Raw genomic sequence first — 19543 nt, 5'->3', positions numbered from 1 at the left:
ATGGTGGTGGAAGGAACCCCGCATGAGTCGCGTCGCCCTTCCCGAGCAACTCGTCCGCACCTTCCGTTTCAGCCGGGGCGTCCCCGAAGGGTTCACCGTCGGGGACGACGGGCGGACCGTGCTGTTCCTGCGGGGGCGGACCGGCGACGACCCGGCCGCCTGTCTGTGGGCGCTGGACGTCGAGTCAGGGAGGGAGCGGCTGGTGGCCGACCCGGTGCGGTTGCTCGCGGGCGCGGGCGCGGGCGCCGGGCCGCGCAAGGCAGCCGGGATCGACGCGTACGGCGCCGATCGGGCCGCCCGTGTCGTCGCCTTCGCCCTGTCCGGCGGGCTGTGGAAGGTCGACGTGCGGAAAGGGGAGCCCCGGCGGCTGCCCGTTGTCGGCGCGGTGACCGACCCCCGGCCCGATCCGACCGGACGTCATATCGCCTACGTGGTGCAGGGCGCCCTGCGCGTGATCCGGACGGACGGCACGGCCGACCGTGTGGTGGCTCAACCGGACTGCCCCGACGTCGAGTTCGGGACCGCAGTACACACAGGCGCCACCTCTCTCGACGGAACCCGCGGGTACTGGTGGTCGCCGGACGGTGAGCGGGTGCTGTTCGCTCGGACGGACTTCACCGGGGTCCGGCCGTGGCCCGGCAGCGACGGCGGAGCAGGACGGGTTGCTCTGGTCGGGACGCCCAACGCGGAGGTGACCCTGTGGATCGCAGGGTTCGACGGGACGCCGGTATCGGTGAGTTGGGACCGGACCGCCTATGAATACCTGGTCGGCGCCGGGTGGGACGACCACGGTCCCTGGGCCGTCGTGCAGTCCCGCGACCAGTGCACCGTCCGCTTCCTCGGCATCGACCCCGGCACCGGGCGGACCACGGTCCTGGACGAGTGGCGGGACGACCGCTGGGTGCACCTCGTCCCCGGGCTCCCCGCCCGCACCGCGACGGGCGAACTCCTCGCCCACCGTGACCTCCTGGGCACCCGGCATCTCACCGCGGACGGAACTCCGGTGACACCGCCGGGACTTCAGCTGCGGACCGTCCTCGGCACGGACGGTGACGACATCCTCTTCACGGCATCCGCCGACCCCACCGAGACCCACCTGTGGTGTTACAGCCCCAAGGCCGGTCTACGACAGGTGAGTTCGGAACCGGGCGTCCATTCCGGCGTCTCCCGCGGCGGGACCCTCGTCCATGTCACCCGCGACGCACAGCGTCCCGGCGGCCGGACCGAGGTGCGGCGGGCAGACGGGCCCACTCTTCCCGTCCTCTCGTACGCCGAGAGCCCGGTCCTCGGCATCCGCGCCGAGCGGCTCGTCCTCGGACCCCGCGCCCTGCATGTCCGCCTCCACCTGCCCTCCTGGCATCGCGAGGGCGACCCTCCGTTGCCGGTGGTGGTCGACTCGTACGGGGGAGCGAGTGCTCAGCGGGTCACCGTCGAACTGGACTGGCGGGTCCTGCTGTCGCAGTGGTTCGCCGAGCACGGATTCGCGGTCCTCGTCACCGACGGCCGCGGCACACCGGGCCGCGGACCGGACTGGGAGCGCGAGGCGTACGGCGATCCCTTCGGCCCGGCGCTCGACGACCAGGTCGCCGCCCTGCACGAGGCCGCCCGCGACCGCCCCGCACTCGACCTCGGCCACGTCGGTATCCGCGGCTGGTCCTTCGGCGGCACCCTCGCCGCCCTCGCCGTCCTGCGCCGCCCCGACGTCTTCCACGCCGCCGTGGCCGGCGCGGGGGTCACCGACCAGCGGCTGTTCAACACGCACTGGCGCGAACGGTTCCTCGGCCACCCCGACGTGTTCCCGCGGCGCTACGACTCCTGCGACCTGATCGCCGAGGCGGCCCGGCTCCCCCGGCCCCTGCTGCTGATCCACGGCCTGGCCGACCCCAGGGTCCCCGCGGCCAACACCCTGCGGCTCTCGGAAGCTCTGTGTGCCGCCGAACGCCCGCACGAACTCCTGCTGTTGCCGGGCGCGGGCCACCAACCGATCGGCTCACCGCTCACGGTGAAACTGCTCCACCATCAAGTGCGCTTCCTCCAGCGCCACTTGGGGGCCGAGTCGGTGACCTCCCCGGTGGACGCGAGCGTGCGACGGCCGTAGCACCCGCGCCGGTGCGGTGGCCGTCGGTGTCCTGCCCGCACCCCGCCCGCGTCAGAACGTGCGCTTGAGCAGGTCGAGCAGCGCCTCCCAGTGCCGCTCGTCGCCCGCGCGGTCGTAGGAGGCGGTGTCGGCCTGCGTGTACCCGTGGTGGGCGCCCGCGTAGACCTCGCACTGGTGGCGGACCCCGGCCGCGGTCAGCGCGGCCTCCAGACGCTCGATCTGCTCCGGCGGCAGCGACGGGTCCTCGTCGGCGTGACCGAAGTACAGCTCGGCCGTGACGTGCTCGGCCACCAGGTGCGGGCTGTCCGCGTCCTCGGTCGCCAGACGCCCGCCGTGGAAACCGGCCGCGGCGGCGACCCGGTCCGGGAAGGTGCCCGCGGTCAGCAGGGACAGCCGGGCGCCCATGCAGTAACCGGTCAGGCCGACCGGCCCGTCGGCGACCTCGGGGCGCTCGGCCAGCCAGCGCAGATACGCGCCGGCGTCCCGCATCGCCAGCTCCGGCGTCAGGGACTGCATGACCGGGCCGATCTGCTGGAAGATCTCCGGCCGCGCACCCGGATCGATGAACTCCGGCAGGTCGAAGACCGGCGTGGCCCCGGCCCGGTAGAAGACGTTGGGCACGAGGACCGCGTACCCGGCCTCGGCGAGCCGGTCGGCCATCGACTTCAGATGGGGCCGGATCCCGAAGGCGTCCATGTAGAACAGCACGGCCGGCCGGGGCGCGCCGTCGGCGGGGTGGACGAAGTAGGCGTCGGCGACGCCGTCCTCGGTGCGGATCTCGACGGTGGTTCCCTGTACGGAGGTCATGGGGGTGCCTCTCAGCGCGGTCGAGGGTGATCTTGTCGTCGGCCCGGGCGGAACCGGACCGCGGTCATGTTTGCACGCGGCGTCCACCGGGCGACGACAGCCCCCTCCCCTTTGACCTCGTCCTTACCCGGCACGGGAGGCCGGGCCGCCACTCGAACGAGGCCGTCACCGGAACCGTGCCCGCTAGGCGAACCGCGCCACCCCCGAAACCGTCCCGCTACTCGAACCGCGCCGTGTCCCCCGCCCCGCGCCGCACGATCTCCGCCTCCCCGTCCGAGAAGTCGATCACCGTCGTCGGCTCGGTGCCGCAGTCCCCGGAGTCGACCACCGCGTCCAGCACATGGTCGAGCCGGTCCTTGATCTCCCAGCCCTGGGTCATCGGCTCCTCCTCGTCGGGCAGGAGCAGGGTGCTGGACAGCAGCGGCTCACCGAGCTCGGAGAGCAGCGCCTGGGTGACGACATGGTCCGGGATGCGCACACCGACCGTCTTCTTCTTCGGGTGCTGGAGCATCCGCGGCACCTCCTTCGTCGCCGGCAGGATGAACGTGTAGCTGCCCGGCGTCGACGCCTTGATCGCGCGGAAGACGTCCTTGTCGACGCGCACGAACTGACCGAGCTGCGCGAAGTCCTGGCAGACCAGGGTGAAGTGGTGGCGGTCGTCCAGCTGCCGGATGGTGCGGATCCGGTCGATGCCGTCACGGCTGCCCAGCCGGCATCCCAGGGCGTAGCAGGAGTCCGTCGGGTACGCGATGAGCGCGTCCGAGCGGATGCTCTCGGCGATCTGGGAGATGGCGCGGGGCTGTGGGTTGTCGGGGTGCACGTCGAAGTACTTGGCCATCCGCCGAGCCTATGCCGTCACCGGGTGCCCGCCGCGCAGGCACCCGCCCTCAGCCCTCGGCGCGCTCGTCGCCGAACAGCAGACGGACGAAGTCGGTCACCGGCCCGACGATGTCGAGGTCCCGGTCGAGCACCCACTGGAGCTGGAGTCCGTTGAGAACCGCCTGGAAGAGCACCGCAGCGTTCTCGGGGCTCACCCCCTCCCGCAGCCTGGCGCGGGCCGCCTCGTCCGGGAAGCCCTCGGCGAACTGGGCGCGGCTGTTCGCGTAGCGCTCGACGAAGTAGTCGTGGGCGGGGTGGTCCGGCCGGGAGGCCGCCGCGGCCAGCTCGATCCACAGCCGCATCAGCTCGGGCGCCCGCTGGTGGTGGCGCAGGAGTTCGGAGAGGAAGGGGGCGAGCCGGTCCGGGCCGTCGACCTGGCGCAGACCCTGCCGCCACTCCTCGGCGTCACGGTCCGCGAGCACCTCGGCGAGCAGCTCGTCCTTGTTGCGGAAGTGGTGCAGGAGTCCCGCGTGGGTGATCCCGGCCCGCTCCGCGATGTCCCGCAGGGAAGCCTTGGCGTAGCCGCGCTCGGCGAAGCTGTCGCGTGCCGCGCGGACGATCTCCGCCTTGCGGGCGGGCGTCTTGGCGTACGGCCCCCGTGACCTTGCCTCACCCACGGTGCGCTCACCCATTCCTTGCCGCTGATATCCAGACACGCTGATTACGAAGGGTGAGCGTACTCAGTCCTCCGTGGACGCACCCTCGTAGCGCCGGAGGAAGTCCTCCACGAACGCGCTCGCCTCTGCGTGCCGGGTTGTCATGCCCATCGCGTTCTCCATCATCAGGATCCGGCCCAGCGCGTTCGTCAGCATCAGCAGTACCGCCGGGGTCACCTCGGGCGGCAGCTCCACGCCGTTCTCCGCGATCCGGCGGGTGAGCACCTCCAGCTGTGCCTCGCGGTAGCGCTCGGCGAACCCGGCCAGCTCGGCGCGGATCGCCTTGCGGTGGTTGGCCAGCGCGGCGAACTCCGTGGTGAGGGCGTTGCCGGGGTGCGTGGTGAGCCGCCACAGCGCCCGGATCGGCTGGGGGCCGTCCAACAGGCCGGTCACGCGCTCCAGTTCCTGGTCGCCGCGGCGCCGCAGCATCGCGAGGAAGAGGTCGTCGAGGGTGCGGAAGTAGTACAGCACCAGCGCCGGTGCCACCTCGGCCTCGCGTGCCACCCGGCGGATGCCGACGGAGGCGTACCCCTCCTCCAGCATCAGCCGCTCGGCGACATCGAGCAGGACCTGGCGCGTCTTGGAGTTCTCCGTGCCCATACGGCGAGGTGCGGTCATGCCGCTCATTGTCCTTGACGACTCCTCAGAGCGCTGTTAAACAGTTGTTCAGCGCTCGTGTTAAACACTCGTTCAGCATGAACGGAAGGGCAAGCCGATGGCTCGCTTTACGGGCACCTCCATGCCGCGCGTCGAGGATCCACGTCTGCTGACCGGCACCGGCACCTTCGTCGACGACGTCGTACGCCCCGGCCTGCTGCACGCCTGCTTCGTGCGCAGCCCCCTGGCCCGGGCCCGCATCGTCGGGATCGACGTGACGGAGGCACTCCAACTGGAAGGCGTGCACGCGGTGTTCACCGCCCAGGACCTCAACTCCGGGGTGCGTGAGCAGTGGTACACGCTCAACGGACGTGACGACCCGGACACGCCTCGGCCGCCCCTCGCGGAGGGAGAGGCGCGGTTCGTGGGCGACCCGGTGGCGATGGTCGTCGCCGACGACCGCTACCTCGCCGAGGACGCGGCGGAGTTGGTCGTCGTGGAGTACGAGGAACTGCCGCCGGTCGCCGACTACGCCACCGCGCTGGAGTCCCCGGAGTCCGTCCACGCCTGCCACCCCGGCAACCTGGTGGGAGAGTTGGCCGGGCGTCCGATGGCGGACCTGGAACCCGTCTTCGCGCGTGCGCCGCACGTGGTGAGCGTGACCGTCCACCAGCAGGCCCACGGCCCCGTGCCGATGGAGACCCGCGGCATCGTCGCCGAATGGGCCGCGCCCGCCGGGGAGATGACGATCTGGGCGGCCACCCAGTCCCCGCACGAGGTGCGCTCCTTCTGCGTCCGGCTGCTCGGTCTCGACGAGCACCGGGTGCGGGTGGTCGTGCGGGACACCGGCGGCGGCTTCGGGCAGAAGGTGCTGCCGCAGCGCGAGGACATGTGCGTCATGCTCGCCGCCGTCCGGCTGCCCGGCGCGCTCAAGTGGATCGAGGACCGCCGGGAACACCTCCTCGCCGCCGGACAGGCCCGCCACGAGCACGGCGAGGCCCGCCTGGCCCTCGACGCGGACGGCCGCTTCCTGGCCGCCATCCTCGACCACGTCCAGGACGCCGGCGCCTACCCGACGCCGTCCCCGGTACAGAGCGGTATCGCGGTCGGCATGCTCTTCCCGGGGCCGTATCGCATCCCCGAAGGCACCTTCCGTTCCCGCTTCGTGTTCTCCAACACCAGCGGGAGGGTGGCCTATCGGGGCCCCTGGCAGTTCGAGTCGATGGCCCGGGAAGTCCTCCTCGACACCGCCGCCCGCCGCATCGGCATGGACCCCGTCGAGCTGCGCCGCCGCACCATGCTGCGCCGCGAGGACCTGCCGACGTCGAACTTCAGCGGCATGCCCTACGCCGACATCACCCCGTACGAGACCTTCGAGCAGGCCCTGGAGATGCTCGACTACCCGGCGTTCCGGCGGGAGCAGGAAGAGGCCCGCGCGCAGGGCCGCCACCTCGGGGTCGGCACCTGCACCTACGTCGAACCGACCGCCGGAGCCACCCCGTTCCACGGCACCGAGGGCGCGACGATCCGTATCGAGCCGTCCGGCAAGGTCAACGTCTACATGGCCGGCGGATCGTGCGGGAACAGCCTGGAGACCACCGTCGTCCAGCTCACCGCCGACGCGCTCGGCGTCCCCGTCGAGGACATCGGCACGGGCCAGGGCGACACCGCGCTCACCCCGTACGGCGCGGGCACCGGCGGCAGCCGCTCCGGGCCCATGACGGCGGGGGCGATCGCCGAGACCGCCGCCCCCTTACGGGAGCGCATCCTCGCGATCGCCGCCCACCGTCTCGAAGTCGCGGTGGACGACGTGGAGTTCGTCGACGGAAGGGCGTCGGTGAAGGGCGACGCAGACGCCTCGCTCAGCCTCGCCGAGATCGCCGACATCGCCTACTTCCAGGTCCACGCGCTGCCTCCGGGCGTCCCGGCGGGCCTGGAGTCGAGCGGCCGCTACCGCACCCCGCACCTGATGATCTGGGCCAACGCCACCCATGTGTGCACCTGCGAGGTGGATCTGGTGACCGGCGCGGTGAAGCTGCTGCGGTACATCGTCAGCGAGGACTGCGGGCCGATGATCAACCCCGGAGTGGTGGCGGGGCAGATCCGCGGCGGCACCGTCCAGGGCATCGGCGGGGCGCTGTACGAGCACCTCGCCCACGACGAGTTCGGCAACCCGCTCGCCACCACCTTCATGGACTACCTGCTCCCCACCGCCTCCGAGGTGCCCACGATCGAGATCGGGCATGTCGAGACACCGAGTCCCGGGCCCGGCGGCCACAAGGGGGTGGGGGAGGGCGGGGCGATCGGTTCCGCGCCCGCCGTCGTGAACGCCGTCGCCGACGCGCTCGCCCCGCTCGGCGTGGAGATCAGCAGGCTGCCGCTGACCCCGGCGTCGATCGTCGAACTGGTCGAGCGGGCAAGGGCGGTGGCCTCGTGAAGCCGGCGGCGTTCGAGTACCACGCCCCGGCGAGCGCCGAGGAGACGGTCGCGCTGCTCGCCGAGTGGGGCGACGAGGCGAAGGTCATCGCGGGAGGGCAGAGCCTGGTCCCGATGCTGGCCCTGCGCCTTGCGGCCTACGGACACCTCGTCGACCTGCGTCACGTGGAGGGACTCCGGGGCATCGAGCACCGCGACGGGAGGGTGCGTATCGGGGCCACGACCACCCAGACCACGCTTCAACGCTCGCCGGAGGTAGGGGAGTTGATCCCTCTCCTGGTCCGCGCCACCCCACTGATAGGTCACTTCCAGATCCGCAACCGGGGCACCATCGGGGGCTCGCTCGCGCATGCGGACGCGGCTGCCGAGTACCCCGCGGTGGCGCTGACCCTGGACGCCGAAGTCGAAGCGCTGTCGGTGCGAGGCCGCCGTAGGATCCCGGCCGCCGACGAGTTGCTCACGGCCGTCACCTTCCCCGTCTGGCGCGGGCCCTGCGGGTTCGCCATCGAGGAGTTCGCGCGCAGGAGCAGGGGCCTCGCGCTCGCCGGGGCCGCCGTCGCCGTCGGCCTCGACGGCGACGGGCGCATCGACCGGTGTGCCATCGGACTGTTCGGACTCGGTCCCACTCCCCGACGGGCCCCCGAGGCGGAGGCGGCAGCCGTCGGCTCCAGGCCCGACGAGCAAGACGCCGACGCCCTCGGGCGCCTCGCCCTGGCGGGCCTCGACTCGGTCCCGTCCGACCTGCACGGCTCGGCCGACTACCGCAGGCGCGTCGGCGCGGCCATGGTGGCCCGCGCCTGGCGTCGTGCCGTACGGGAGGCAGTCGATGGCTGACGTCGAGATCCGCCTACGGGTCAACGGCCGCGCCCGCCACGACAGCGTGCCGCCCCGGCTCACCCTCGCCGACTACCTGCGCGTCACCTGCGGACTGACCGGCACGCACCTCGGCTGCGAACACGGAGCCTGCGGTGCCTGCACGGTGCTGCTGGACGGCGAAGCGGTGCGCGCCTGCCTGGTGTTCGCCGTGCAGGCCGACGGGAGCGAGGTCACCACGATCGAGGGGATCGCCGCACCCGACGGCGAACTCTCCCTGGTCCAGGCCGCGTTCAGAGAACATCACGGGCTCCAGTGCGGATTCTGCACCCCTGGATTCGTCATCTCCGCCACCGCGTTCCTCGCCGAGAACCCCAAGCCCACGGACGAGGAGATCCGCGAGGCCCTGTCCGGCAATCTGTGCCGCTGCACCGGTTACCAGGGGATCCTCGACGCGGTTCGAGCGGCCGCCGACACAGACGGCCCGGCGTGACGCCAGCTCGGCGCAGATCGGCGTAGCACCCCATCGCAGCTCAACACACCCACGAAGAGAGGTCAGTCATGCCCGGACGAGTAGCGGACAAGGTCGCCTTCATCACCGGAGCCGCCCGCGGCCAGGGTCGCAGCCATGCCGTACGGCTGGCGGAGGAGGGCGCCGACATCATCGCCGTCGACGTGTGCAAGCAGCTCGACGGCGTCACCTTCGCCATGTCCACGCCCGAGGATCTGGAGGAGACCGTCCGCCGGGTCGAGAAGCTGGGCCGCCGGATCCACGCCGTACAGGCGGACGTGCGCGACCACGACGCCCTCAAGGCGGCCGTGGACGACGGCGTGGAGCGGTTCGGGCGGCTGGACATCGTCGTGGCCAACGCCGGTCTCGGCAGCGACGGCGCCACCCTCGACGCCATGTCCGAGAAGACCTGGCGCGACATGATCGACGTCAACCTGACCGGCGTCTGGCTCTCCACCAAGGTCTCCACCCCGCACATCGTGGCCGGTGGCCGGGGCGGCTCGGTCGTCCTGACCAGCTCCGTGGGCGGACTCAAGGCGTACCCGAACATCGGGCACTACATCGCCGCCAAGCACGCCGTGGTGGGCCTGATGCGCACCCTGGCAACGGAGTTGGGGCCGCACAACATCCGCGTCAACTCCCTGCACCCCACCCAGGTGAACACGCCGATGGTGATGCACGAGGGCACCTACCGCATGTTCCGCCCCGACCTGGAGAACCCCACGGTCGACGACTTCGCCGCGGTCTCCCAGGGCATGCACCTGCTCCCCACCCCCTGGGTGGAGCCGCTGGACATCAGCAACGCCGTCCTGTTCCTCGCCTCCGACGAAGGCCGCTTCGTCACCGGCGTGACCCTGCCGATCGACGCGGGCGCCCTGCTCAAGTAGCCCTCAACGAGAAGGAGTTGCGCCCGTGACCAGCACCGACACGCTCTACTGGGACCCCTACGACCCCGCCCTCGCCCGCGACCCCTACCCGCTGTACGAGCGGCTGCGCGAGGAGGCGCCGCTGTACTACAACGACCGGCACGACTTCTACGCCGTCACCCGTCACGCGGACGTCCAACGCGGCCTCGCCGACTGGCAGACGTACTCCTCGGCGCGCGGCGACATCCTGGAGATCATCCAGGCGGACATCGAACTCCCGCCGGGCACCCTCATCTTCGAGGACCCGCCCGTCCACGACATCCACCGCCGCCTGCTCGCCCGGGTGTTCACGCCCCGCCGTATCGCCACCCTGGAGCCACGGGTACGGGCCTTCTGCCGCCGCGCGCTCGAACCGGTCACCGGAGCAAGGCGGTTCGACCTCGTCGCGGCCGTCGGTGCCGAGATGCCGATGCGGGTCATCGGCATGCTCCTGGGCATCCCGGAGGCCGACCAGCCCGCCATCCGCGACTACACCGACGACACCCTCGGCACCGAGAACGGCGGCAAGATCGACGAGCGGGACATCCTCAGCACCGAGGCGTTCCGGGAGTACATCGCCTGGCGCAAGAAGCATCCCTCCGACGACCTCATGACCGATCTGATGACCGCCGAGTTCGAGGACGAGAAGGGCGTCACCCGCACCCTCACCGACGAGGAGGTCCACACCTACTGCACGGTCGTCGCGGGCGCCGGCAACGAGACGACCGGCCGGCTCATCGGCTGGTTCGGTGCGCTGATGGCCCGCTACCCCGAGGCGCGGCGCGCCCTCAGGGCCGACCCCTCCCTCATCCCCAACGCGATCGAGGAGATCCTGCGCTTCGAGCCCACCGGCCCGTTCACCGCGCGGTACGTCACCAAGGACGTCGAGCTGTACGACCGTACCGTGCCAGCCGGCAGCGCCGTCCTGTTCGTCCAGGCCGCCGCCAACCGCGACCCCCGGCGCTTCACCGACCCGGACCGCTTCGACGTCCACCGGGTCACCCAGCACCTGAGCTTCGGCGTCGGCGCCCACTACTGCCTGGGCGCGGCCCTGGCCCGGCTGGAGGGGCGGATCGCGGCGGAGGAGATCCTCGGCCGGTTCCCGGACTGGGACGTCGACTGGGACCACGCGGAACTCGCGCAGACCTCGACCGTGCGCGGCTGGAAGACCCTGCCGCTGCTCGTCGAAGGAGGCGGGCGATGACCGAGCGGTGGACGGTCGCCGTCGACAAACGGGTGTGCGTCCGCACCGGTTTGTGCGCGGCCGCCGCACCCGAGCAGTTCGCCCTCGACGAAGAAGGTCAGGGGCACGCGCGCTCCGAGACGCTCCCGGCGTCCGAACTGCTCCTGGAAGTCGCCGAGTCCTGCCCGATCGAGGCGATCTCCGTCGTCGAGACGGAATCCGGACGGAGGGTCTTTCCCACGGACTGAACCATTGTGCTGCGGCGCGTACCGTTCGTAAGCTTTCCACATGGAAGGTATTGAAACGTTTCATAGCGCACTGAGCCGCCGGCACCTGCTCGGCATCATGACCGCGGCGACGGCCGGAGCCTCCCTGCCGGCCGTCGCCGCGCCCACCGCCCTCGCGGCGGACGCCGGACACGCCACGACGCCCACCGGCCTTCAGGTCAACTCCCGACTCGCGCCGCTCGGGACGGAGACCGCGCCGACGTTCAGCTGGGTGCCCCCGGTGGCCCGGCAGACCGCGTACGAGATCGAGGTCGGCACCCGGCCCGGCGGCGCGGACGTCTGGCGCAGCGGCAGGGTGGCCGGGGCGAACAGCACCCATGTCCCCTTCGGGGGCGGCGCGCTGCACTCGGAGCGGGCGTACTTCTGGCGGGTGCGGACCTGGGACGACAAGGACGCGCCCGGCCCCTGGAGCGAGGCGGCCCGGTGGGAGACCGGGCTGCTGAAGGGGGAGAGCGACTGGGCGGGCGCCCGGTGGATCGGCGGCCGGACGACCCAGGACCACGACTGGAAGGACCTGACGGCGACCGTCGTCTTCCGCGGCGGCACCGATCCCGCGGCCGGCCTCTCCCTCCTGCTGCGCGCCGAGCCCGTCGGCAAGACCTGGGGCGAGGCTCTGGTCTGGGCGCTCCGTCAGAGCGGGGACGCCATGCACCTCGTCATGACCACCAGCCACTACGCGGGCAACACCTGGGTGGACGACGGCACGTCAGAACCCGACTGGGGAGTGAACCACTACGACCCGCAGAGCGAGACCAACCCCACCACCGCGGGCACCCGCAACGTCCCGGTCGGCACGGTCGCCCTCCCCGCCTCGACCGGCCTGACCAAGGACACCTGGGCGACCCGCGACCACACCGTGCGGGTCGAGGCCCGCGGACTGACCGTCACGACCACCGTCAACGGCGTCGAGGTCGACACCCGCACCCTCACCGGCGACCAGATCCGCCGCCATGGCAGCTTCGGCTTCGCCGGCGGTACGAACGCCACGATCCGCAGCGTTCAGGTGACCGGCACCGGCGCCCCCGACTTCTCCGCCGACCTCACCACCGGCGCCAACCCCTTCGAGAGCGGCATCCCCACCCCCGCCGGCCTGACCTTCCCGCCCAAGAACCCCTACATCCCGGCGAAGAACACCGTCCTCCCGATCGCCGCCCCGGCCCCGCTCCTGCGCCGTTCCTTCGCCCTGCCCCGCGGCCGCCGTATCGCCGAGGCCCGTCTGCACCTGAGCGCCGCGGGCAACGTCACCTTCACCGTCAACGGCGACCCGCTCACCGTCGACGGCAGACGCGCCGTCCGCGACCGCACCAACGTGCCCCGCCTGCTCACCGACCAGAGCACCTACGACCGCACGGTCCTCTACGACACCTTCGACGTGACCGCGCTGCTCCGGGCGGGCGCGGAGAACGTCCTCGCGGCCGAACTCGGGCGCGGCTGGTACGGGGTGACGACCCCTCAGGAGTGGTATTGGCAGCTCGCTCCGTACGCCGGCCAGCCGCGGCTGCGCGCGAAGCTTGTCGTCACCCACACCGACGGCTCCCGCACCACCCTCGTCACCGACGAGGACTGGCTCGCCGCGGACGGACCCACGACCTTCGACTCCGTCTACTCGGGCGAGAAGTACGACGCCCGGCGCGCCGAGCAGGTGGGGGAGTGGCGTACGGCAGGCCACCGCACCGGCCGCGACTGGCGTCCGGCCACCGTGCTGATCCCGCCGGGCAGTTGCTCCGGACCGTCCCCCAAGCACCACGGCGCGCTGCCCGCGACGACGATCCCCGACGGATTCAGGCCCGCCGCCGTACGCGCCCACGAAGCGGAACCCGTGCTCGTCCACCAGATCCTGCGCCCGGTGTCGCTCACCGAGACGGCGCCCGGTTCCGGCGTCTGGATCCTGGACTACGGGCAGATCATGACCGGTCTGGTCCGTCTGTCCCTCACCGGCATCCGCCCCGACCGGGAGGGCCTCACCCTCCGCATCCGCGGCGGCAACCGCGTCTCGGGCGGCGACGGAACAGCCGCGTCCCCCTTCTCCGTCGAGGAGGAGAACTTCCAGCACGACGCCAACCTCCAGACGCACTACTACACCCTGGGCCGCAGACCCACGCAGACATGGGAGCAGCAGTTCAGCCACTTCGGCTTCCGCTACCTGGAGGTCATGAACCTCGAAGCCGTCCTCGGCCGGGGGCCCGACCTCCAGCGAGACGCGAACCTCCTCACGGTCGGCGTGGCCCGCACCGGCTTCGCCCGCACCGGCATCTTCACCACCGACAACGCCCTCCTCAACCGCCTTCAGCGCAACCTCGAATGGGCCGAGCAGAACAACCTCGTCCAGAAGCCCACCGACACCCCCTCCCGGGAGAAGAACGGCTGGACCGGCGACGCGATGGCCAGCTCCGAGTCGCAGTCGCTGACCTGGGACGTCAACGGCGTCCTCACCACCTACCTGCGGCACTTCCCCGACACCCAGATCTCCACCGGCCAACTGCCCATGATCGTCCCCGTGGCCAAGGGCGGTTACGGCTATGACCGCACCCCCGGCTGGAACGCCGCGTGGAAGGCCGTACCGGCCTGGGACTCCGCGTACTTCGTCATCCCGTGGGAGCTGTACACGTACTACGGCAACAGCAGCCTGTTCGCCGAGCTGTACGACCACCAGGACGCGCTCCTGACGTACTACGAGACCCTGTTCACCCCGGAGAACGACTACAAGTTCGAGGCCTCGCTGGGGGCTTACTCCGGTGCGGAGGCTCCCGGCAGCAACGCCGTCATCAGCCTCGCCTTCTACGTCCGCTTCTGCGACTACATGGACGAGGTCGGCCGGAAGCTCGGCCGGCGCGAACGGGCCGCGCACTACGCCCGGTTGGCCCGCACCTTGCGCAAGGCGTTCGTCGCGAACTACTGGGACGCGTCCCTCGGGTACTTCACCCAGGGCAGCGTCTCCAGCGAGAACGCCATGGCCATCGCCTTCGACCTGGTGCCGGGGTCCGACCTGAGCCCCGACGACCCCCGGTATCTGGCGGGCACCAACTCCCTTGCAGAGAACCGGAAAGCGCTCGCGAAGCTGCTCGCCGACCGGATCGTGGCCGCCGACCGCCACCTCCAGAACGACATGTACGGCTCGCGCCACGAGTTCAACGTCCTGAGCGAGTACGGGTATACGGACATCGCGCTGCAGGCGGTGACGCAGACCGGTGTGCCGGGGTACGTGTACCAGATCGCCAAGGGCGCCACCTCGCTGTGGGAACAGTGGACCGACCGGCTCTCCGTCGACCACCACTACCGCTCCAACGTGGCCACCTGGTTCTACCAGAGCCTCGCCGGCATCAAGCCGACCGCGACCGCCTACGAGACGCTGCGCGTCCGGCCTTACATCCCCTCGGTCGCGGTCGACAGCCGGGTGCCGAAGGGTGTCGACGACACCGACCTGGCGCCCGCGACCCTCGACGAGGTCAGTGCCTCGATCGACACCGTGCGCGGCAGGGTGTCCTCGCGGTGGCGGCGCCGGGCGGACGGCAGGATCGACCTCGCGGTCACCGTGCCGTACAACACGGAGGCCGAGATCTGGGTCCCCACGCAGGACAAGCCGGTCACCGCGCCCCGCGGAGCGGCCTTCCTGCGGGACGACACCTCCGGTGGTGCCGCGTACAAGGTGTACCGGGCCAGGGCGGGTTCGTACCGCTTCAACGCCTGACCGGGGAGGTCGGCTCAGGTCCGGAAGAGCGTGACCCGGAACAGCCCGCGCAGCAGGCGGTGGGCGATCGGAAGGAACAGCCGGTAGCGGAAGGGGAGTTGGGTACGGAGCGCGCGGGGTGGCCGGGTGACGGCGGCCGTCTCGACGATCCGGAGCCCGAGCCGCTCCAGGGACCGCGGATCGTCGCAAGACCACGCCCAGCGGGCCGCCATCCGCTTGCGTTCCGCCGCCTCGTGCTGCTTCTCCAGGAGCCACCCCGGATAGGTGTCGAGGGCGAGCAGCGCGCCGGGGAACCGCCGGGCGATACGGGTCAGCGCCTCACCCACCTTCTCCTCCGGGAGGTAGACGAGCACGCCCTCGGCGACGAAGAAATAGGGTCCGGGGCACTCCTCGACGGTGCGCAGCCAGTCCTCGTCGAGGACCGAGGCGGCGATCATGCGGCGGCGGTCGGTGTCCGTGAAGAACCTCCGCCGCAGGTCGATCGTGTCCGGGAGGTCGAGATCGATCCAGTGCACCGAGCCGTTGTCGACCCGCTCGAACCGGGTGTTGAGGCCCGTGCCGATCTCGATGACGGTGCCCGCCGGGTGCTCCGCCAGGAACGCCCGTACCCAGGTGTCCACGATCGCGGTCCGCAGCACGGTGGTCCGCGATCCGGCGCTCGGGCCGTACTTGTCCACCGCGTAGTCGATGCGCGCGATCATCTTGACGGCCTTCGGGTCCCGCAGGAGCGGCCGCCGCCTGACGGACTCCCGGGCCCGCTCGGCGAGCGGAATGAACAACGTCTCCTGCACGGCACCGAGCCGCACCCGCTCCTTGCCGCCGCCGGTCTCGGTCATGGTCCTCATTACAGCGCACCATCGCGAGGAGAGCCGCTGGGGCCCGGACCGGCCGACCCGTACGGTGCTCGACCTGCCCCGATGCCCGGTGATCGCCAACTGAGCCCGCGCGAAAGGCACTTCGAACGCACCACGCCGACCCGCGTACGGCCGCCGCCGATCCGCCCCGTTACGGCCCGACGCTCCCCGGCCGCAGGTGAGGTAACGTCCCCGAGCGGTACGACTGAACGGCGCGAGGTGCGAGGAGAAGGGTGACGTGGCAGGTCAGGACGGCCGAACGGGACGCGAGGCGGCGCAGCCTCCGCAGTGGGCGCAGGAGCTCCTCGATCATCTACGGCCCACCGGGCGCGACGTCCGCCGGATCGTCGCCTGGCTCGCCGAGACCGTGGACGGCACCGCCGTACTCCAGGACGCCACCGGGACACTCGTCGCCGGAACACCCCTGAGCCTCGACGAGGAACTCGTCGCCGACCTCCTGGCGGGCCGGATCGCCTCCGCCGCCTGGGTGGACGGCGGTACCCACGTACGCCTGGTGCGGGTCGGGCCCACCGATCCCGACGCGGCGTCCGTGCTCGCCGTCGCCCGCTCCGCCCCCTTCGACCGGCGCACCGCCGATGTCCTCACGCACACCGCCCAGGTCCTCGAACTCCTGGTGCGGGCCCGGGAGACGACCGCGACCCGCCGCCGTCTGCAGCGCGCCACCTCCGATCTGCGCCTGGCCATCCTGCAGTTGCTGATGGTGGAGGACGTCGTCGCGGCCCGCCGGGTCGCCGCGGGCCTGTGGCCGGGGCTGCTCGACACCGACATGGCCTGCGTCTACGTCCTCGAAGGGGACGCGGCGGAACGCGACCGGCTCACGCAGGAGTGCCTGGGCGCGACCGGTGACCAGGCACTCGTCGTGCGCTGCCCGGCCATGGACGGGCAGGTGATCATCGTGACCACCGGGGAGTCCGCGGGCGAGGCCCTGCGCTCGGTCGTCGACCGCAACCCGGGCACCCTGCTCGGCGGCAGCGCCCGCCAGAGCCTCGCCCGGACCGCGAACGCCTACGGACAGGCCGTGAGCGCCCTCGCCGTGGCCCGCGTACGCCCGGACAAGGCCGCGGTGTACGCCGAACGCAACCACCCCGAGCGCCTGATGGACCCGGCCGTGCTGCGGGAGTGGACCGCCCGGCTGCTGCGCCCGCTCGACACCCTGCCGCACCACACCCGCGCCGAACTCCTCGCCACCACCCGCCTGGGCCTGGAGTTCACCGCCGTCAGCGCCGCCAAGGTCCTCGGCGTCAGCCGCAACACCGTGCGCGCCCGGATGGAACGGGTCGAGTCCCTGCTGCGCACCGACTTCACCGACCTCACCGTCCGCGCGACCGTCCACCTGGCCCTCAGCACCCAGGTCAGCCTCGCGGACGGGCAGGGAGACCCGGACGGCGTCCGCGGGGCCCGGGCCCGGCTCGGTGACCTGCTCGCCGGACCGGCGCTCGGGATGTGGGCGCGGGAACTGCTGGGCCGCCTGGACAGCGATGCCCGCGACCTGCGGCGCACCCTGCGCAGTTGGATCGCGGCCGGCGGCAACGCGGAACGCGCCGCACAGACCCTCGCCGTGCACGCGCAGACCGTACGCGAACACGTCCGCAGCGCCGAGCCCGTCCTCGAACGACAGCTCATCGCCTCGGGCAGCGATCTCTACGAGGTCGTCCTCGCCCATCTGGCGACGGGCGAGCTGGCACACCCCGTACTGCTCCGGGACGATCCGGGCCATCCGGACGCACCTGTGCACGGGTGAGTCCTGTGCTCCGCACAGCGGGCATCGACGCGATTCACAAGACTGCGCAGGTCACGTAAGTTCGACGCACCGCAGGGGGAACGACCGGAACGGGGGACCGGTCGCGCCCCCTGCGACGTGTGTTTCTCGCGGGCTCCCGCCCGCCGGTTCCCTGATTGACCTGCTTACGGCGGGTACCCGTCCGGCTCCGGAACGACTACCGCTGGAGGAGGTCCCAATGACCAGCAGCACGGAGACCGGCGGCGTGACCGGTACGCCGGACAAGGACTACAACCTGATCTGGTATGTAGAGGCGTGCCTGAACAACGCGCTGCGGCTGGAGAGCTACATCCAGGACGCCGAGCGCGCCAAGGACACTGAGGTCGCCGACCTGTTCCGCAAGGCCCAGGCGGACAGCCGCAAGGGCGCGGAGATCGGCAAGGGTCTGCTGCGCGCAAGGCTGAACGGCGGCTGACGGCACAGCCGGCGGAAGGGCCCGGACGAACGGGGTCCGGCCCTTCCGTGTACAGGTCCCGCCGGGCGCGCCCCCGGCGGAATCCGTGAGCGATCAGGCGACCAGCGTGGACACCCTGCCCCGCGCCGGCTTCGGCGCGAGGACCCGTTCGGCGAGGTAGCCGAAGAGCAGGCCGAAGGCCGCCCAGAGCACGGCCTGGACACCCAGGGACGCCAGGCGGAACTCCCACAGGTCGTTCGCCGGGAAGCCCTTCGGGGTGTTGTCCCCGGACGGCAGGACCGCCATCGCCACCGCCACCACGGCGACGAAGGCCACGGCGGCGGCGATCGAGGCGTTCCAGTTGCCCCAGGCCGGAGCCAGCCTGCGGCCCAGGAGCACCGCGCCGACGCCCAGCAGCACACTGAGCGCGATCATCAGGACGAACAGCGCGGTGCGCCGGTCGATGGTGTCCGGGTCACCCACCGCGGGCGGGTTCGCCGGATACTTCAGCATCGGCACCAGATACACGGTGAGGAACCCGCCGAGCGCGGTCAGCGCCGCCGTCGCCCGCGCGCCGAACCGGCCGATCCGGCCCAGCGCGAAGCAGAACGCCAGCGCCGCGATACCGCCGATGGCGACCCCGAAGACGAGGACACCGGTGGCCAGCCCCGCCGTCGACTGCACGGTACGGCTGACCAGTTCCTCCCCGTGCTCGTGGGAACCGGCCTCCTCGAAGGCGATCGCCGCGTCCACCGGGCCCTCACCGACCAGGTAGGCGAAGACGAACGCGAGCACACCGGCACCGAGACCGGCGAGCATGCCGCGCACCAACAGGGTGCGTACGACTGTGGAGTTCACGTTTCCGCCCCCGCCTCAGTGGCAGGGGAAGCCGAGCAGGTGGCGTGCGTCGTGCACCCACTCGTGGACGCCTTCGCCGGAGACGAGCGCGGTGGCGCCCTGCTCGGCACCGACGAAGTAGAGCAGGACGAGCATCAGGATGCCGAAGAAGACGGTCCAGGGGGCGAGCGCCCGCACCGGCAGCGGAGTGACCGCAGGGGTGGTGGGCGTGGGGGCGGCAGTGGACTGCGCCATGGCGAGACCTCCTCGGGAACAACGCGTCCCGTTTTCGTGTGGAGCACTCGACGACGGCGTTGGGTCTGACTCACCACCACCTCGTCACCTCGTCGGTGGAGGGGTGGCACACAGTGGCGCGACCGTGCCGGGCTTGCACCGGACTTCCGTGGCGCCGTCGTCCTTGTCGCCCCAGATGGTAGGGGCAATCAGCACGTCGGCCAACATGGCGTACGCCACCTACGATGGACCGCTCCCGGCGACTCGACGAAAGGCCCGCATGACCGTCCGGCTCGTCCTGCTGTGCGCCGCCGCCTCCACGGAACACTCCGTACGCTTCGGCGACGACCCCCTCGACGAGCGTGCCGTGCGCGAGGCGCGGGCCACCGCCGGGACCCTGGAGAGGGCCACCGTTGTCTACACGGCCCCCTCGATGCGCTGCACGCAGACCGCCGAGGCTCTCGGCCTGATGCCGCGCGCCCTCGTGGGAGGCGGCGTACACGATCTCGGCGCGCAGATAGTCGTCGGCGGCCTTGAGCGGCTCGCCCAGCGTGGCGTCGGAG

Annotated in this window: 17 protein-coding genes and 1 pseudogene; 11 read left to right on the top strand and 7 right to left on the bottom strand. The window is 71.5% G+C overall.

The features are described from left to right. Positions 1-22: 22 nt before the first annotated feature. Entirely contained in the window at positions 23-2098 is a 2076-nt protein-coding gene (locus ABZ896_RS27060) for a prolyl oligopeptidase family serine peptidase (RefSeq protein WP_360934309.1), read from the top strand. Positions 2099-2149: 51 nt separating this feature from the next. On the opposite strand, the gene ABZ896_RS27055 is transcribed toward ABZ896_RS27060, so the two are convergent. From ABZ896_RS27055 to ABZ896_RS27040, 4 genes are all read right to left on the bottom strand, one after another. Further along, positions 2150-2905, bottom strand: a complete 756-nt coding sequence (locus ABZ896_RS27055; RefSeq protein ID WP_360934306.1) for a dienelactone hydrolase family protein — start codon at positions 2903-2905, stop codon at positions 2150-2152. Between the two features lie 217 nt (positions 2906-3122). Next, positions 3123-3743, bottom strand: coding sequence for an L-threonylcarbamoyladenylate synthase (locus ABZ896_RS27050; protein WP_360934303.1), 621 nt, complete (start codon positions 3741-3743; stop codon positions 3123-3125). A gap of 49 nt (positions 3744-3792) precedes the next feature. Next, positions 3793-4401: a TetR/AcrR family transcriptional regulator gene (locus ABZ896_RS27045; RefSeq protein ID WP_360934300.1), complete on the bottom strand. Its 609-nt coding sequence runs from the start codon at positions 4399-4401 to the stop codon at positions 3793-3795. A gap of 63 nt (positions 4402-4464) precedes the next feature. Further along, positions 4465-5058 (bottom strand): helix-turn-helix domain-containing protein, encoded by a 594-nt coding sequence (locus ABZ896_RS27040; protein ID WP_360934297.1) that lies wholly within the window; start codon positions 5056-5058, stop codon positions 4465-4467. A gap of 97 nt (positions 5059-5155) precedes the next feature. Between ABZ896_RS27040 and ABZ896_RS27035 the strand changes: the two genes are divergently transcribed. From ABZ896_RS27035 to ABZ896_RS27005, 7 genes are all read left to right on the top strand, one after another. Beyond that, positions 5156-7474, top strand: coding sequence for a xanthine dehydrogenase family protein molybdopterin-binding subunit (locus tag ABZ896_RS27035; protein WP_360934294.1), 2319 nt, complete (start codon positions 5156-5158; stop codon positions 7472-7474). Further along, a complete protein-coding gene (locus tag ABZ896_RS27030) occupies positions 7471-8307 on the top strand; it encodes an FAD binding domain-containing protein (RefSeq protein ID WP_360934291.1) in 837 nt (278 codons plus the stop codon). Before ABZ896_RS27035 ends, ABZ896_RS27030 begins: the two co-directional genes overlap by 4 nt. Further along, positions 8300-8779: a (2Fe-2S)-binding protein gene (locus ABZ896_RS27025; RefSeq protein WP_360934288.1), complete on the top strand. Its 480-nt coding sequence runs from the start codon at positions 8300-8302 to the stop codon at positions 8777-8779. Before ABZ896_RS27030 ends, ABZ896_RS27025 begins: the two co-directional genes overlap by 8 nt. Before the next feature lie 68 nt (positions 8780-8847). Continuing rightward, the gene (locus ABZ896_RS27020) at positions 8848-9684 is read left to right on the top strand and encodes a mycofactocin-coupled SDR family oxidoreductase (RefSeq protein WP_360934286.1); all 837 of its coding nucleotides are present in this window, start codon (positions 8848-8850) and stop codon (positions 9682-9684) included. A 25-nt stretch (positions 9685-9709) separates the two neighbouring features. After that, positions 9710-10906 carry a cytochrome P450 gene (locus tag ABZ896_RS27015; protein ID WP_360934283.1) on the top strand — a complete coding sequence of 399 codons (1197 nt, stop codon included), beginning with the start codon at positions 9710-9712 and terminating at the stop codon, positions 10904-10906. Next, positions 10903-11133 carry a ferredoxin gene (locus ABZ896_RS27010; RefSeq protein WP_360934280.1) on the top strand — a complete coding sequence of 77 codons (231 nt, stop codon included), beginning with the start codon at positions 10903-10905 and terminating at the stop codon, positions 11131-11133. Before ABZ896_RS27015 ends, ABZ896_RS27010 begins: the two co-directional genes overlap by 4 nt. 40 nt (positions 11134-11173) lie before the next feature. Continuing rightward, positions 11174-14860, top strand: coding sequence for a family 78 glycoside hydrolase catalytic domain (locus ABZ896_RS27005; RefSeq protein ID WP_360934277.1), 3687 nt, complete (start codon positions 11174-11176; stop codon positions 14858-14860). Positions 14861-14874: 14 nt separating this feature from the next. Here the strand turns inward: ABZ896_RS27005 and ABZ896_RS27000 are convergent, their stop codons facing one another. Then, positions 14875-15696, bottom strand: a complete 822-nt coding sequence (locus ABZ896_RS27000; RefSeq protein WP_360934274.1) for a class I SAM-dependent methyltransferase — start codon at positions 15694-15696, stop codon at positions 14875-14877. A gap of 256 nt (positions 15697-15952) precedes the next feature. Between ABZ896_RS27000 and ABZ896_RS26995 the strand changes: the two genes are divergently transcribed. Next, the gene (locus ABZ896_RS26995; RefSeq protein WP_360934271.1) at positions 15953-17476 is read left to right on the top strand and encodes a helix-turn-helix domain-containing protein; all 1524 of its coding nucleotides are present in this window, start codon (positions 15953-15955) and stop codon (positions 17474-17476) included. A gap of 217 nt (positions 17477-17693) precedes the next feature. Continuing rightward, complete coding sequence (locus ABZ896_RS26990) at positions 17694-17930, top strand: hypothetical protein (RefSeq protein WP_360934268.1); 237 nt, start codon at positions 17694-17696, stop codon at positions 17928-17930. A gap of 93 nt (positions 17931-18023) precedes the next feature. Here the strand turns inward: ABZ896_RS26990 and ABZ896_RS26985 are convergent, their stop codons facing one another. Continuing rightward, complete coding sequence (locus tag ABZ896_RS26985) at positions 18024-18767, bottom strand: CbtA family protein (protein WP_360934265.1); 744 nt, start codon at positions 18765-18767, stop codon at positions 18024-18026. Positions 18768-18782: 15 nt separating this feature from the next. Then, a complete protein-coding gene (locus tag ABZ896_RS26980; RefSeq protein WP_360934262.1) occupies positions 18783-19001 on the bottom strand; it encodes a CbtB-domain containing protein in 219 nt (72 codons plus the stop codon). A gap of 259 nt (positions 19002-19260) precedes the next feature. Between ABZ896_RS26980 and ABZ896_RS26975 the strand changes: the two are divergent. Continuing rightward, a pseudogene (locus tag ABZ896_RS26975) lies at positions 19261-19543 on the top strand (hypothetical protein); the annotation flags it as partial.

Source organism: Streptomyces sp. NPDC047072 (assembly GCF_040643855.1).
In the GTDB taxonomy this organism is placed as follows: domain Bacteria; phylum Actinomycetota; class Actinomycetes; order Streptomycetales; family Streptomycetaceae; genus Streptomyces.
Note: the sequence above shows the minus strand (reverse complement) of the source record. Positions and strands in the feature narration are given on the sequence as shown.